Origin of the sequence: Nocardia sp. NPDC050378 (assembly GCF_040655675.1) — a bacterium.
In the GTDB taxonomy this organism is placed as follows: Bacteria; Actinomycetota; Actinomycetes; order Mycobacteriales; family Mycobacteriaceae; genus Nocardia; species Nocardia coubleae.
Genome location: NZ_JBFAKI010000003.1, coordinates 276314 through 290570, shown reverse-complemented (window position 1 = coordinate 290570; position 14257 = coordinate 276314). Strand labels below are relative to the sequence as shown.

Here is a 14257-nt window from a genome sequence, read left to right as displayed (position 1 = left end):
TTAGCGCTTCTTGCCGGTCTTGCGACGGCGGACGATGAGCTTGTCGCTCGGGCGGTTCGGCTTGCGGGTACGGCCCTCAGGCTGGCCCCACGGGGAGACCGGGTGGCGACCACCGGAGGTCTTACCCTCACCACCACCGTGCGGGTGGTCGACCGGGTTCATGACGACACCACGGACGGTAGGACGGCGGCCCTTCCAGCGCATACGGCCGGCCTTGCCCCAGTTGATGTTCGACTGCTCGGCGTTGCCGACCTCGCCGACGGTGGCGCGGCAGCGCACGTCGACGCGACGGATTTCACCGGAGGGCATACGCAGGGTCGCGTACGGCCCTTCCTTGCCCAGCAGCTGGATGCTCATGCCTGCGGCACGGGCCATCTTGGCGCCGCCGCCCGGACGCAGCTCCACGTTGTGGATCGTGGTACCGGTCGGGATGTTGCGCAGCGGCAGGTTGTTACCCGGCTTGATGTCGGCCGTGGGGCCGGACTCGATCGGGCTGCCCTGCTTGATGCCCTTCGGCGCGATGATGTAGCGCTTCTCGCCGTCGGCGAAGTGCAGCAGTGCGATGTTGGCGGTGCGGTTGGGGTCGTACTCGATGTGCGCGACCTTGGCCGGGATGCCGTCCTTGTCCAGTCGACGGAAGTCGATGACACGGTAGGCACGCTTGTGACCGCCACCGCGGTGACGCGTGGTGATGCGACCGTGCGCGTTACGACCACCGGACTTGGTGAGCGGGCGCAGCAGCGACTTCTCCGGCGTCGACCGGGTGATCTCGGCGAAGTCCGAGACACTCGAGCCACGACGGCCCGGTGTAGTCGGCTTGTATTTACGGATTGCCATGAGTTCTTCTCTGCTTTCTGGATCGCCAGCCGCTTACGCGACCGGTCCTCCGAAGATCTCGATGGGCTTGCTGTCGGCCGAGATGGTCACGAGCGCGCGCTTGGTGTCCTTGCGCTTGCCGTAACCGAAGCGGGTCCGCTTGCGCTTGCCCTGACGGTTGGCGGTATTGACGCTGGTGACCTTGACGCCGAAAACCTTCTCGACGGCGATCTTGATCTGCGTCTTGTTCGAATCCGGGTGCACCAGGAAGGTGTAGGTACCTTCCTCGATCAGTCCGTAGGACTTCTCCGAGATGACCGGTGCGAGCAGGATGTCGCGGGGGTCGGCGATGGTGCTCACTTGCTCTCCTCCTGGGCCGCCTCGGCGGGACCGTGAACGAACGCGTTCAGGGCCTCGACGCTGAACACCAGTTCGTCGCTGTTGAGGACGTCGTAGGTGTTGAGCTGGTCCGGGGCGATCGGCAGCACGTTCTGCAGGTTCGCCACGCTCTTCCACGCGGCGACGTCCTCGCGACCGACCACGACGAGGAACTTCTTGCGGTCCGACAGCTCGGACAGGAAGCTCTTCGCGGCCTTGGTCGACGGGGTCTGACCCGAGACCAGTTCGGTGATCACGTGGATGCGCTCGTTGCGGGCCCGGTCGGACAGGGCACCGCGCAGGGCGGCGGCCTTCATCTTCTTGGGGGTCCGCTGGCTGTAGTCACGCGGCTGCGGGCCGTGGACGGTGCCACCGCCGGCGAACTGCGGCGCACGGGTCGAACCCTGGCGGGCGCGGCCGGTGCCCTTCTGGCGGTAAGGCTTCTTGCCGCCACCGGAGACCTGGCCACGAGTCTTCGTGGCGTGGGTGCCCTGGCGAGCGGCGGCCAGCTGCGCGATGACGACCTGGTGCATCAGCGCGACGTTGGCGGTCACGTCGAAGATCTCCGCGGGGAGGTCGACGGTGCCTTCGGTCTTGCCGCCTGCAGCCTTAACGGTCAGCGTGAGATTAGCGGCCTTCTTCTCCGTGTTAACTGCGGAGCTGGTCATGCGTGCGCACCACCCTTCACGGCGCTCTTGACGATCACGACGTTGCCCTTGCGGCCGGGGATAGCACCCTTGACCAGGAGCAGGCCGTTCTCGGCGTCGACCTTGTGAACCGACAGGTTCTGCGTGGTCACGCGGTCGTTACCCATACGGCCCGACATGCGCATGCCCTTGAACACGCGGCCGGGAGTGGCACAGCCACCGATGGAACCCGGGCGACGGTGCACAGCCTGCGCACCGTGCGAGGCGCCCTGGCCCTTGAAGCCGTGACGCTTCATGGTGCCTGCGAAGCCCTTGCCCTTGCTGATTCCGGTCACGTCGACGTAGGTGCCCTCTTCGAAGACGTCGGCGGAAAGCTCCTGGCCGACCTCGAAGGTGGAGGCATCCGCGACGCGGATCTCGGTGACGTGGCGGCGCGGGGTGACCCCGGCCTTGGCGAACTGGCCGGAAACCGGCTTGTTCACCTTGCGCGGGTCGATGGCGCCGAAAGCGATCTGGACGGCCGAGTAGCCGTCGCGCTCCACGGTGCGGATCTGGGTGACCACGTTCGGGCCCGCCTTGATGACGGTGACCGGGACGACGCGGTTCTTCTCGTCGAAGACCTGGGTCATGCCGAGCTTGGTGCCCAGGATGCCGGCTGCGGGCCGGTTCTTGTTGTCAGTCATATCTCGAGTCCCCGTCACTGAATGTTGACGTCGACGCTGGCCGGCAGGTCGATGCGCATGAGCGCGTCGACCGTCTTCGGCGTCGGGTCGAGGATGTCGATGAGGCGCTTGTGCGTACGCATCTCGAAGTGTTCGCGCGAGTCCTTGTACTTGTGCGGCGAACGGATGACGCAGTACACGTTCTTCTCGGTGGGCAACGGCACAGGCCCGACCACACGGGCGCCGGTGCGGGTCACCGTCTCCACGATCTTGCGCGCAGACGCATCGATCGCCTCGTGGTCATAGGCCTTGAGCCTGATGCGGATCTTTTGTCCCGCCACGCTAAGTGTCCTTTTCTCCGCTTTCCTTCGTGGTCACAGGAGCAAGCTCCCGCACCACCCTCATTTGCACAGCCCGAACACACGTGAGGTTTCGAGATCGCCACCGGGCACCGCCCAGTCCTCGCCGCTGTTCATCTGTCATGGTTCTCCGGTCCACGCGGTCGGGCGTGTCGCCCTTTTTGCTACAACGTGGTCCCGAACGTATCCACACCGGCGAACCGGTGGGATACACAACTGCTGCCTGCCCTGCTCGACCCGTCGGCCCCGGGGGGGCGACGATCCTGCGCAAGGCAACCCGAACAGTATGCACCATGCCGACAAAGCTCTTCAAATCGGGGGGCATGAGGCATCGGTCACTGATCGGACTGTGCTCGACCATGGTAGCTGGCGGGTCACCGGCGCTGGTCAGGTGGGCTTCCCGCTTATCTTACTTTTGAGTAAGATGCGGGAATGGCACAGGAAACCGCGACGTACCGCGGCTGGAAGAAGCTGCCCGACAACCGCATCGGGCACGCGCTGTTCTCACTCGGGATGGTGGCCCGGGTCCCCTACTTCGGCACGGTGCTGCCGCAAGTGGTGCGGCTCGAGCCCGGCCTGTGCGAGGTGACCTCGCCGAAATGGTTCGGCATCCACAATCATCTCGGCACCTTCCACGCCATCGCCGCGTGCAATCTGGCCGAGGTGGCGATGGGCATGCTGAGCGAGGCGACGGTGCCGACCACCCATCGCTGGATCCCCAAGGGCATGAATGTGCAGTACCTGGCGAAGGCCGAAACGGGTTTGCGCGCGGTGGCGAGACTGGCGGAGATCCCCGATTTCGCGGCGATCACCGAGGGCCGCGAGCTGACGGTGCCGGTGTCGATCTTCGACACGGACGGCGTCGAGGTGGTGCACGCCGAGATCACCACCTGGGTCACGCCCCGGTAATCCGCTGGGCCGGTACGGTTGTGAGCACGGCTACAGACGGGGAGGTTCGATGCTGGAAGTCGCGCATGTGGTCCGCCGGTTCGGCGACAAGGTCGCGGTAAACGACGTGTCGTTCACGGTGGCACCGGGGGTTCTCACCGGGTTCGTCGGCGGGAACGGGGCGGGCAAGACCACGACCATGCGGATGATCATGGGCGTGCTCGCCGTGCAGTCCGGCGAAGTGCGCTGGGACGGGCGGCCGGTCACAGCGCTGGATCGCCGCTCCTTCGGGTACATGCCGGAGGAACGCGGGCTCTACCCCAAGCAACCGGTGCTCGATCAGCTCGTCTACCTCGCGCGATTGCGTGATGTGACGGCCGAGGAAGCCAAGACCCGTGCGCTCGGTCTGCTCGAACGGTTCGGGTTGGCCGACCGTGGCAAGGACAAGCTCGAATCGCTCTCGCTCGGCAATCAGCAGCGAGTGCAGATCGCGGCGGCGGTGATCGCGCAGCCCGCGGCACTGATTCTCGACGAACCGTTCTCCGGGCTCGACCCGTTGGCTGTCGACTCGATGGTCGAGTTGTTGCGGGAGTACGCGGCGAAGGGTGTGCCGGTCCTGTTCTCCTCGCACCAGCTCGATCTGGTCGAGCGGTTGTGCGATCGGCTCGTCATCCTGTCGGCGGGACGGGTGGTCGGGCAGGGGTCGGTCGATGAGCTTCGTTCGGCCGGTGGGTTGCGATATCGGCTCGTCGTCGACGGTGACGCGCAGTGGTTGCGGTCCCATCCCGGGGTCCGGTCGGTTGAAATAGAGGGTGGGCGTGCGGTTTTCGAGGCGTCGGAGACCGATGCCGTTTTGAAAGAGGCGTTGTCGCGTGGATCGGTGCGTGAGTTCACCGAGGTCAGGCCGACCGTTGCCGAGATCTATCGGGAGGTGACGGCGTGATGCGGCTGGAGTCGGCGGATCGCGTGATCGCGGCGTGCCGAGGAGGTGCGGCGTGAAAGGGGTGTGGCGGATCGTTTCCGCGCGCGAGATCGTGGTGAAGCTGCGGGATCGCAATTTCGTGATCTCGACGGTGGTGACCATCGTGGCGATCATCGCCTCGGTGGCGGTGAGCGGGTTTCTCGGCAGCAGACCCGAACGAATCGATATCGTCGCCACCGGCAGCGGCGCAGGCGAAGTACTGAGCCTGGCCAACGAGCTGGCTGCCCGGTCGGGAACCGACATCAGCTTCCGCGGGTACCAGGCCCGCGACCGAGCCGAGGTCGAGCAGAACGTTCGGAACGACAAGGCGGAGGCCGGTCTCGTTCCCGCACCCGGCGGGTGGGAGCTCATCGGCAACTCCGCCGAGAACGACGACGCGACCACCTACATCACCGCCGCCGCACAGCAGCTGGCCTTGCAGAGCAATGCCGCCGAGTTCGGGGCAACCATGGAAGAGCTCACCCGCGGCGCGGAGGTGAGTTACACGCTGTTGGACAAGAGCGCGGTCGATCCGGGGCTCGCCAAGATCGTCGCGTTCGTCTTCGCGTTCCTGTTCTATCTGGCGTCGATACTGTTCGGGATGTCGATCGCGCAGAGCGTGATCGAGGAGAAGCAGAACCGCATCGTCGAGATCCTGGCGAGCGCGATCCCGCTGCGGCAGTTGCTGATCGGCAAGGTGGTCGGTAACGCGGTGCTGGCGTTCGGGCAGCTCGTGCTGTTCGTGGTTGCCGGGCTCGGCGGGTTGGTCTTCCTCGGCAAGGCCGATCAGCTCGGCCGGATCGCCGGTGCCGCGGGCTGGTTCATCGTGTTCTTCGTGGTCGGCTTCCTCGCCCTGGCCAGCCTGTGGGCCGTGGCAGGCTCCCTGTCGACGCGCAGCGAGGACCTGCAGTCCACCTCGACTCCCCTGTCGATGCTCATCATGATCGTGCTGTTCGCGGGCATCTTCCTCTCCGGAACCGGCCGCGTCATCGCCTCCTACGTCCCCATCACCTCGATCATCGCCATGCCGAGCCGCCTGGCCGAAGGCACCGCCGCCTGGTGGGAACCCCTCATCGCCCTCACCCTGATGGCCGCCACCACCTACGCCATCGTCGTCCTGGCCGAAAAGATCTACCGCCGCTCCCTCATGCAAACCCAAGGCCGCCTCACCCTCCGCCAGGCCCTCGCCCTCGAGGACTGACGGCCTGGAACATCCATCGTGAAGTCGAACCGCTGACTGTGAGGCCGAGGATCAGGCCGAAGACCAGGATGGCGGCCGCGACCCACAGCCGGGATTCCTGATCGGCTGTCACGGCGGTCGCGACCGCGGCGAGCAGGCCGACTCCAGCATGGTGCAAGCTGACCACGCTGTCCGGTGGTTGCGCGAGCGTGTGCGGTGTGGATTGAATGCGGGGGTGAGTGTGCGGGAGTTCGATATTTGCGTGGTCGGGTTGGGGCCGGCTGGGCGGGGGTTGGCGCATCGGGCTGCCGGGGCCGGGTTGCGGGTTGCCGCGGTGGATCCGCGGCCGGAGCGGTTGTTTCCGCCGACGTTCTCGTGCTGGGTCGACGAGCTGCCGAGCTGGTTGCCGGAGAGCGCTATCGCGCAGCGGATCGCGGCGCCGACGGTGTGGACCAAGACCGAGCACCGGATCGAGCGGGCCTACTGTGTGCTGTCGAAGGCGGGGTTGCACGCGGCGCTCGCGCTCGACGACGCGACGGTGTTCGCGCAGCGGGCCGGGCGGGTGGACCAGCACGAAGTGGAGCTGGCCGACGGGACGGTGATCACAGCGGGAACGGTGTTCGACACCCGTGGGCTGCCGACGCTCGGCAAGCGGCGCGCGGCCTCGGCGCACGGGATCTTCGTCGATGCCGAGACCGCGGCGCCGATGGTCGGTGACGGCGAGGGTCTGCTGCTCGACTGGCGCCCGGAGAACGGGGCGGGCCCGGACGAGCCGCCGTCGTTCCTGTACGCGGTGCCGCTCGGGGACGGAACCGTCATCTTCGAGGAGACCAGCCTCGGCCTGCGCGGCGGCATGCCGCAGCACGAACTGCGCAAGCGAACACTGAATCGTCTTGCCGCCCACGGCATCCGGCTCACCGGCGACGAACCGCACGAGGCCGCCCACTACCCGCTCGACCAGCCGCCGCCGAAAAAGGGCGCCGCGATCGCGATCCCTTTCGGTTCCCGCGGCGGCATGATGCACCCGTGCACCGGCTACAGCGTGGCCGATTCGCTCGCCCTCATCGACACCGCCGTCTCGGCCGTGCAGCAGGGCATCGACCCCGTCGAGGCGCTGTGGCCATGGCAGGCGCGGGCGGTGTACTGGATGCGGATGCGCGGCCTGTGGGGTCTGGGCAGGCTCACCACCGACCAGTCGATCGCCATGTTCGAAGCGTTCTTCACCGAGTCCGAACGCGGCCAACGCGCGCTGCTGTCGGCGCACGACGACTACACCGCCCTCGGCGCGGTGCTGTTCAACACCGTCGCCCACACCTGGCCGTTCCGCTGGCGCTACGACCTGGTCGGCTGGACCAACCGCGACCGCTGGGTCGACTACCCGTTCGCGGAACCGGCATGAGAAAGGCCGCGCCGGGCAACGGCGCGGCCTTCCACGGAACTACGCGGTCTCGGCGGCCTTCTTGTAGCCGCGGATGGCCGGGTAGGCGAACACCGCGATCATCCCCACCGTCCACAGGACCGTCTTGAGCAGCGGGTCCGCGACGGGACCGCCGTAGGACAGGCCCTTCATCGCGTCGATCGCGCAGCTCATCGGCTGGTTCGCGACCACGGTCTGCAACCAGGTGGGGTAGGCGATGATCGGGACGAAGCCGGTGTTGAAGAACATCAGCAGGGTGTTGAGGATGCCGATCAGGCTGATGAGCATCACGCCCTCGGTGATGGTGGCCAGCGCCGTCACCATCACCGCGAAGCCGAGCCCGAAGAGGATCGGAACGCAGACCAGGGCGACGTTGGTGAGCGGGTCCTCCATGAAGAGGAAGCCCAGCGGTACGGCGACGAGCAGCACGATCACCGTGGTGATGAGAATGCGCAACGCCTCCGCCAGCAGCCGCCCGGTGAGCAGCGACGCCTTGTTCAGCGGCATCGTGTAGAAGCGGCTGAGCAGGCCCGAGGCCTTCTCGCGTTTGAAGCCGAGCGCACTCACCACCGCACCGGTCATCGCCGCCACGAGCGTGAGCAGCGCGGCCTGGCCGTAGATGCTCGGTGTGCCGGTCGCGGCGGTGATGGAGTCACCGAGGACGATGCGAAACATCAGCAGCGTCACGGCCGGGTAGGCGATGGTCTGGATGGTGGTAGACGGGTCGCGCAGCCACACCATCAGCAGTCGTTTGGTCTGGATGAGGCTGTGGCTGAACCACACCGACACCGAGCTCTCCGGCTTGGCGTGCACCACCGGCAGCTGGGCCGCCGTTTCCGTTGTCGTCATGATCGCCTCACACTCGCCCACACCGCCAGTGGGAGGAATACAACTGCCGCGATGCCGAGCCAGACCAGCGATACCCAGGTGCCCGCCCACGACAGCTGGCCGGCCGCCATGTCGCTGAGCGTCTGCGCGAACTGCGAGATCGGCTGGTTGCGGGCGAACCCGCGCGCCCAGGTGGGGAAACTGTTCTCGGGCACGAAGCCGGTCGACATCATGCCGAAGATCAGGATCGGCAGCGTGAGCGCCTGGCTGAGCGCCTCGGGATTCTTGGTGAGGCTGCCCAGCGCGTCGGCGCCGAGGGTGAGCACAACGCCGACAGCGAGCGCGAACCCGCAGAACGCCAGTGCCTGCACCACGCCGCCGGTGAACCGGAATCCGATCAGGTACCCGTAGCCGACGGTCGCGACCAGCGAGACCAGCGAACGGACCAGACCGGCGCAGATCCGCGACATCAGCGGGACCAGCGACCCGATCGGCATGGTCTGTAACCGCGTACTCAACCCGGTGAGCGCCTCGAACGCCGCGAGCTGGGCGTTCGACATCATGGTCATCGCCATGGTCTGCAGCACGATGATGGGCATCACGTACTGCGCGTAGTCGATGCCCTGCACCTTCATCACGTAGCGCAGCGGCAGGTAGAACGCGACGGTCACCACCAGCGGGGTGAGCACGGCGACGATCAGTTCACCCTTGGTCGCCATGGTCCGCACGATGCGACCGGTCAGCGCGCGCCACTGCGCGAAACTGCTCTGGTGCACCTGGGGTAGATCGGCGAACAACCCCGTCGCCGCGGGGGTCGACACGCTCACTAGTGGCCGCCCGAATGACCGGTGATCGACAGGAACACGTCGTCGAGGGAGGGGCGGCGCAGGGCGATGTCGGCCAGTTCGATGCCCGCGTTGTCGAGCCTGCGCAGCGCCTCGGCGAGGGTGGCCGCGCCGTCGGGTGCGGGGATGGACAGCTTGTCGGCGCCCGCGATCTCGGCGGCGACGGCGGCCGGGACCAGGTCACCGAGGGCCTGCACGGCGGCCGCGATGCGGCTGAGATCGAGCGGGATGATCTCGCAGTAGCTGCCGCCGGTCTTGGCCTTGAGCTGGTCGGCGGTGCCTTCGGCGATGACGGTGCCCTTGTCGATGACGATGATGTTGTCGCTGAGCACATCGGCTTCTTCGAGATACTGCGTGGTGAGCAGCACCGTGATGCCCTGGTTCTTCAGCGCCGTCACCAGATCCCACACGCCCTGGCGGCTGCGCGGGTCGAGCCCGGTGGTCGGTTCGTCGAGGAACACCACCTCGGGGCGGACCACCAGCCCGCAGGCGATGTCGACGCGGCGACGCATACCGCCCGAGTAGTTGCGCACGGCCCGTTTACCGGCGCTGACCAGGTCGAATTCCTCGAGCAGCACCTCGGCGCGCTTGCGGGCGGCCGACTTGGTCAGGCCCATGAGGCGACCGAACAGTTCGAGGTTCTCGCGTCCGGTGAGGTTCTCGTCGAGCGCGGCGTACTGGCCGGTCATCATGATCGAGCGGCGCACGCCCGCGGCGTCGGTGAGCACGTCGTGCCCGGCGACGACGGCGGTGCCGGAGTCGGGGCGCAGCAGCGTGGACAGGATTTTGACCGTGGTGGTCTTGCCCGCGCCGTTGGGGCCGAGGATCCCGAGCACGCTGGCCTTCTCGGCCTGGAAACTGATGCCCTGCAGCGCGTGCACGTCGCCGAAGGATTTGCGCACGTCGGAAACGAGCACCGCGGGCTCACCGCCGTGCGACGCGACGCCACCCACGGGCGAATCCACTGAGATAGAACTCGGCATCAACTCTCCACCATCGGCCGCGGCGGCGCCGATCGAACGGGTGCGCGCCACGGAATTTTTCTTCCCGGTAAGTGATCCATACCGTTCGGCGCGATGTTACCGGTCCGGGGATTTTCCGGGTCGGTACTCCAGCAGGCCCGGGGAGATTCGGTCCGATTCCTTGTCGCCGCGACGACACGCCCATACCCTGGCATCCGGGTAGAGGGAGGTGACCATGGCCGAATCGGCCGCCGCATTGCCGGGCCGTACCGATCTGCTGATGTCGTTCGATCCGCGCACCGGCGAACAACTCGCGCAATATCCGGTGCAGGGCGGCGCCGAGGTCACGCGCGCGGTCCGCACCGCGAGGGCGACACAGAACTGGTGGGGTGAACTGGATTTCGGAGAACGCCGAAGCCTACTGCTGGATTGGCGAAGCCAGATCGCCCGGCGCAGTGGCGAATTGGTGGAGATCCTGCGCAACGAGACGGGTAAACCGGAGGCCGATGCCGCGCTCGAGGTGATGCTCGCGGTGGAGAACCTGGATTGGGCCGCCCGCAACGCCGAACGCGCACTCGGCCGCAAACGCTTGCGTTCGGGCTGGTTCACCCGCAATCAATACGCGTCGGTGGGTTATCTGCCGCTCGGTGTGGTCGGCGTGCTCGGTGCGTGGAACAACCCGGTGTTCACGCCGATGGGTTCCATCGCCTACGCCATGGCCGCCGGGAACACAGTGGTGTTCAAACCACACGAGATCACCACCGGCGTCGGACTCTGGCTGGCCGCGAGCTGGTCGCGCGTGGTACCCGACTATCCGGTGCTGCAGGCCGTGACGGGCGACGCGCGCACCGCGACGGCGCTGTGCGGCGCGGAGGTGGACAAGATCGCCTACGCCGGTCCCGAGGCCGGTGGCCGTGAGGTGATCGCGCAGTGTGCGCGCTCGCTCACGCCGGTGGTGGTGGAGCACAGCGGCAAGGGCAGCATGATCGTGCACGTCGACGCCGCCCTCGACGAAGCCGCCGAGGCCGCGGTGTTCGGGGCCATGGCCAATTCCGGTCAGAACGCCTCGGGCATCCAGCGCTGCTATGTCGCCGACTCGGTCTTCGACGATTTCCTCGCCCGCGCCGCCGACCGGGCCGCCAAGCTGCGTCCGGGCGCCGACAACCGCGCCGCCTACGGGCCGATGATCAATGCCGACCAGGTGGACGTGGTGCGCTCCCAGGTGCGCGATGCCATCGCCCGCGGCGGGCACGCCGTGCTCGGCGGACTCGACTCCTTCCGCGACCCCTACGTGGAGCCGATCGTGCTCGCCGAGGTGCCGGAGGAGAGCATCGCGATCACCGGCGAGGGCATCGGCCCCGTGCTTGTGGTGAACCGGGTGTCGGACCTGGCCGACGCGGTGACCCGGGTGAACGCGGCGGGCAACGGCATCGCCGTCACCGTGTTCACCCGCGATATCGTCAGCGCCGAGTTCATCGCCGCCCAGCTGAAAGTCGGTGTGGTGACGGTGAATTCGTCGACCGCGTTCACCGGTATCCCGGCCCTGCCGTTCGGCGGGGTCGGCGAATACGGGCAGGGGCACAGCCACGGTCAGCAGGGTTTGCAGGAATTCAGCCGGACGATGTCGATCGCCCGCCGACGCTTTCGCGCGCCGGTGCGCCTGTCGACGTTCGATCGCAGGCCGGGACATCTGCGCCTGGCCAAGGCGGCGTTCCGGTTACGCCACGGGCGCTGACTGCCCGCCGAGCAGCACCGCGCTGGTGAGCGCGCCGAGCCGGGCGAGCTGCTCGGGCCGGGAGTCGAAGCGCAGCAACCTGCCCACGTCGATGATCTGACCGATCGCGGCGTGCACCCGGAACCGCGCCTCGATCGGGTCGCCGTCGAGCAGGTTGGCCCATTCGAGGATGTTCTGGCGCTGGATCGCGCGCAGCCGATGCTGTTCGGCCTGGGGCAGATTGCTGAATTCGGCGTAGTACACCGGCATGATCTCCGGCGTCGCGAAGGTGAGGCGGGCGTGCTCGTCGGCGATGCGACGGGCGGCGTCGGCGCGGTCGTTCGACTGCGCGAGCGCCTCGCTGATCGCCACGGCGAGGCGGTCGCCCGCACGGTGGAAGGCGGCGGCGAGCAGGTCGGCTTTGCTGTCGAAGTGGCGGTACACGCTGGAGGCGTTGATGCCGACGGCGGCGCCGATCTCCTCGATACCCGACTCGTGGTAGCCGTTGCGGCCGAAGATGCGGATCGCCTCGGTGAGCAGCTGTTCACGTTTCGATGTCACCGGCAACCCACGATTCTGCTTGCCCGGCTCGGCAGGCGCCGGTGCGGGCGGCAGGTCGGCGCGCACAATGGACCAGGCCATGTCGAGCTGCAGGGCGAGCATGCGCGAATGCGCGAGCGTGGTGCGGTGCGCGGCGATGCTCGCCAGGGCGCTGAGCGCGCCGACGGCGAGCAGCGTGATGTCCTCGGGGCTCGCGTCCGGCCGTAATTCCGCGATGGGTGCGGCGACCATCGCCTCGAGTTCCCGGTAGAAAGCGCGGATACGGACGCGGTCCTCGCGCTCGAGGTAGCGACGTTCCCAGCGGTAAAGACCGGCTTCGCGCCGGATGTCGATATTGTGCTCGGCCACGGCGGTGAGCAGCGCGTCGAGGCGATCGTGTGGGCTCAGCGCCGGGTCATCGGCCGCTTCCGCCACATCGCGCAGCCCGCGCGCGCCCTCTTCGGCGGCGGCGACGAGCAGTGCGTATTTGTTGGCGAAGTGCCGGTAGAGCGCGGGCCCGGAGATGCCGACCTCGGCCGCGATCTCGTCGACGCCGACCGGGTAGTAGCCGCGCGCGCTGAAGGCCCTGGCGGCGGCGCGCATGATCTGCATCTTGCGGTCCTTCGGCCTGCGGCGGACCACCTTGGCCTGCGCGGTCGCCTGCTCGGGGCCGCGGTGGGACTCCCTGCGATCGGCGACCATGTACGTTGCTCACTTCCCGTTGCGCGAACCGTCGTCGACGGCTCGGCGCCGCCCGGCAACGGCGCTGGACCAGTCAACCTAAGTTAACCACAATTCGCAAACGGCGTGACGAAGTCGGGCAAACGCGAACCGTCCCGCTCGCGACGGTGCGGGCGGGACGGTTCGGGTGGAATCGCGGGGACCTTAGAGGCCGAGACCCCGGGCCAGCGTCGGCCACGACAGCTTCAGCTCGTCCTGCCAGTAGCCCCACGAGTGGGTGCCGTTGGGACGGAAGTTGAAGGTGGCGGGGATGTTCAGCTCTTTCAGCCGGTTGGCCAGGTTATGGGTGCAGTAGTTGGTACCCGCCTCGATGATGCCGCCGATGACGATCTGGTTGGCCAGACCGTAGGCGCCGGGCAGCGCGTAGGGGCCGTTGAGGGTGTCGTACGGTCCGGGCAGGCCGTTGCCGGTGGAGACGTAGAGTTCCACGCCGCGCAGGCCTTCGGCGTTCACGTACGGATCGTTCTTGACCCATTCCTCGGAACCCTGCGGGCCCCACATGTTCATGGTGTCGCCGCCGCCCCAGGTCTCCACGGTGAGCTTCACGAATTCCGAACCGACCGGGTCGGAGGTCTGCGCGCAACCGCTGTAGGCCGCGGCCGCCTTGTACAGGCCGGGCTTGGCGATCGGCAACGCGAGCACGGTGGTGCCGGAGGTCGACAGACCCGCGATGGCGTTCACACCGTTGGTGCCGAGCGCGCCGTCGACGAGCGGGGGCAGTTCCTCGGTGAAGAAGGTCTTCCACTTGTTGCGGCCGACGACCGGGTCGTCCTTGATCCAGTCGGTGTAGTAGCTCCACGAGCCACCGATCGGCTGGATCACGTTGACGTTCTTGTCCGACAGGAATTCCAGCGCGTCGGTCTTGGCGACCCAGGACGCCGAATCCTCGCCGCCGCCGGCACCGTTGAGCAGGTACAGGGTGGGGCGCGGGACCGAGGCGTCGGCGGGACGCTGTACGTCGACGATGATGTTCTGGTCCATGGCCGCCGAGTACACGTGCAACCGCAGGCTGCGCGAATCCTTCACCTCGGCCTTGACGATCTTGGAACCGTCCTCGGAGACCGGGTTGGCGAGCAGGCTCTTGGAATCGATGATCGGGTCGGCCGAAGCCGGTGCGATGCCGAGGCCGGACAACAGTCCGGCGGTCACTGCCGTTGCCGCGATCATCGCCGCGGCTCGGTGGCCACGACGCCGGGTGTGCCGACGGATCACTTTCGCACCTTCGCTTCGTCTCGAATTCCGACTCGGTCCGCACCCGGTTTCCCGGGCCGTAGTTGCACCACGGCAGAACCTTACGGGTTATGCACTCGATACAACAG

Annotated in this window: 15 protein-coding genes; 5 read left to right on the top strand and 10 right to left on the bottom strand. The window is 67.3% G+C overall.

What is annotated here, in order from left to right:
- The 5 genes from rplB to rpsJ are packed head-to-tail and all read right to left on the bottom strand — an operon-like array spanning position 1 to position 2844.
- The gene (gene rplB / locus AB0I35_RS08970; RefSeq protein WP_067491152.1) at positions 1–837 is read right to left on the bottom strand and encodes a 50S ribosomal protein L2; all 837 of its coding nucleotides are present in this window, start codon (positions 835–837) and stop codon (positions 1–3) included.
- A gap of 33 nt (positions 838–870) precedes the next feature.
- On the bottom strand, positions 871–1176 hold the full coding sequence (rplW, locus tag AB0I35_RS08965) for a 50S ribosomal protein L23 (protein WP_019045018.1): 306 nt from the start codon (positions 1174–1176) through the stop codon (positions 871–873).
- Entirely contained in the window at positions 1173–1862 is a 690-nt protein-coding gene (gene rplD / locus AB0I35_RS08960; RefSeq protein WP_225281835.1) for a 50S ribosomal protein L4, read from the bottom strand. The genes rplW and rplD overlap by 4 nt, the downstream gene beginning before the upstream one ends.
- Positions 1859–2524: a 50S ribosomal protein L3 gene (gene rplC / locus AB0I35_RS08955; protein WP_067491154.1), complete on the bottom strand. Its 666-nt coding sequence runs from the start codon at positions 2522–2524 to the stop codon at positions 1859–1861. Before rplC ends, rplD begins: the two co-directional genes overlap by 4 nt.
- Positions 2525–2538: 14 nt before the next feature.
- On the bottom strand, positions 2539–2844 hold the full coding sequence (rpsJ, locus tag AB0I35_RS08950) for a 30S ribosomal protein S10 (protein ID WP_003938093.1): 306 nt from the start codon (positions 2842–2844) through the stop codon (positions 2539–2541).
- Positions 2845–3294: 450 nt separating this feature from the next.
- Here rpsJ and AB0I35_RS08945 point away from each other — a divergent pair, with 450 nt between their 5' ends.
- The 4 genes from AB0I35_RS08945 to AB0I35_RS08930 all read left to right on the top strand — a co-directional run bounded on the left by AB0I35_RS08945 (position 3295) and on the right by AB0I35_RS08930 (position 7290).
- Complete coding sequence (locus tag AB0I35_RS08945; protein WP_357395246.1) at positions 3295–3771, top strand: hotdog fold domain-containing protein; 477 nt, start codon at positions 3295–3297, stop codon at positions 3769–3771.
- A gap of 49 nt (positions 3772–3820) precedes the next feature.
- A complete protein-coding gene (locus AB0I35_RS08940; protein WP_357395245.1) occupies positions 3821–4693 on the top strand; it encodes an ATP-binding cassette domain-containing protein in 873 nt (290 codons plus the stop codon).
- Positions 4694–4745: 52 nt separating this feature from the next.
- Complete coding sequence (locus AB0I35_RS08935; RefSeq protein WP_357395244.1) at positions 4746–5912, top strand: ABC transporter permease; 1167 nt, start codon at positions 4746–4748, stop codon at positions 5910–5912.
- Between the two features lie 202 nt (positions 5913–6114).
- A complete protein-coding gene (locus tag AB0I35_RS08930) occupies positions 6115–7290 on the top strand; it encodes a lycopene cyclase family protein (protein ID WP_357395243.1) in 1176 nt (391 codons plus the stop codon).
- A 39-nt stretch (positions 7291–7329) separates the two neighbouring features.
- Here the strand turns inward: AB0I35_RS08930 and AB0I35_RS08925 are convergent, their stop codons facing one another.
- Genes AB0I35_RS08925 through AB0I35_RS08915 form a run of 3 tightly spaced genes read right to left on the bottom strand, consistent with a single transcriptional unit; the run spans position 7330 to position 9964 of the window.
- Positions 7330–8157 (bottom strand): ABC transporter permease, encoded by an 828-nt coding sequence (locus tag AB0I35_RS08925; RefSeq protein WP_357395241.1) that lies wholly within the window; start codon positions 8155–8157, stop codon positions 7330–7332.
- A complete protein-coding gene (locus AB0I35_RS08920) occupies positions 8154–8963 on the bottom strand; it encodes an ABC transporter permease (protein ID WP_357395240.1) in 810 nt (269 codons plus the stop codon). Before AB0I35_RS08920 ends, AB0I35_RS08925 begins: the two co-directional genes overlap by 4 nt.
- Positions 8963–9964, bottom strand: a complete 1002-nt coding sequence (locus AB0I35_RS08915; RefSeq protein ID WP_067491227.1) for a daunorubicin/doxorubicin resistance ABC transporter ATP-binding protein DrrA — start codon at positions 9962–9964, stop codon at positions 8963–8965. The genes AB0I35_RS08920 and AB0I35_RS08915 overlap by 1 nt, the downstream gene beginning before the upstream one ends.
- A gap of 214 nt (positions 9965–10178) precedes the next feature.
- Here AB0I35_RS08915 and AB0I35_RS08910 point away from each other — a divergent pair, with 214 nt between their 5' ends.
- A complete protein-coding gene (locus AB0I35_RS08910) occupies positions 10179–11678 on the top strand; it encodes an aldehyde dehydrogenase family protein (protein WP_357395239.1) in 1500 nt (499 codons plus the stop codon).
- On the opposite strand, the gene AB0I35_RS08905 is transcribed toward AB0I35_RS08910, so the two are convergent.
- Both AB0I35_RS08905 and AB0I35_RS08900 read right to left on the bottom strand, forming a co-directional pair.
- A complete protein-coding gene (locus AB0I35_RS08905; protein WP_357395238.1) occupies positions 11661–12899 on the bottom strand; it encodes a TetR/AcrR family transcriptional regulator in 1239 nt (412 codons plus the stop codon). The genes AB0I35_RS08910 and AB0I35_RS08905 overlap by 18 nt on opposite strands.
- Before the next feature lie 183 nt (positions 12900–13082).
- Positions 13083–14105: an alpha/beta hydrolase family protein gene (locus tag AB0I35_RS08900; RefSeq protein ID WP_357395468.1), complete on the bottom strand. Its 1023-nt coding sequence runs from the start codon at positions 14103–14105 to the stop codon at positions 13083–13085.
- Positions 14106–14257 lie beyond the last annotated feature (152 nt).

What these genes read in the sequence shown, in the direction of transcription:
- rplB (WP_067491152.1), bottom strand. Translation starts at nt 837, where the DNA reads ATGGCAATCCGTAAATACAAGCCGACTACACCGGGCCGTCGTGGCTCG.
- rplD (WP_225281835.1), bottom strand. Translation starts at nt 1,862, where the DNA reads ATGACCAGCTCCGCAGTTAACACGGAGAAGAAGGCCGCTAATCTCACG.
- rplC (WP_067491154.1), bottom strand. Translation starts at nt 2,524, where the DNA reads ATGACTGACAACAAGAACCGGCCCGCAGCCGGCATCCTGGGCACCAAG.
- AB0I35_RS08945 (WP_357395246.1), top strand. Translation starts at nt 3,295, where the DNA reads ATGGCACAGGAAACCGCGACGTACCGCGGCTGGAAGAAGCTGCCCGAC.
- AB0I35_RS08940 (WP_357395245.1), top strand. Translation starts at nt 3,821, where the DNA reads ATGCTGGAAGTCGCGCATGTGGTCCGCCGGTTCGGCGACAAGGTCGCG.
- AB0I35_RS08925 (WP_357395241.1), bottom strand. Translation starts at nt 8,157, where the DNA reads ATGACGACAACGGAAACGGCGGCCCAGCTGCCGGTGGTGCACGCCAAG.
- AB0I35_RS08915 (WP_067491227.1), bottom strand. Translation starts at nt 9,964, where the DNA reads ATGCCGAGTTCTATCTCAGTGGATTCGCCCGTGGGTGGCGTCGCGTCG.
- AB0I35_RS08910 (WP_357395239.1), top strand. Translation starts at nt 10,179, where the DNA reads ATGGCCGAATCGGCCGCCGCATTGCCGGGCCGTACCGATCTGCTGATG.
- AB0I35_RS08905 (WP_357395238.1), bottom strand. Translation starts at nt 12,899, where the DNA reads ATGGTCGCCGATCGCAGGGAGTCCCACCGCGGCCCCGAGCAGGCGACC.
- AB0I35_RS08900 (WP_357395468.1), bottom strand. Translation starts at nt 14,105, where the DNA reads ATGATCGCGGCAACGGCAGTGACCGCCGGACTGTTGTCCGGCCTCGGC.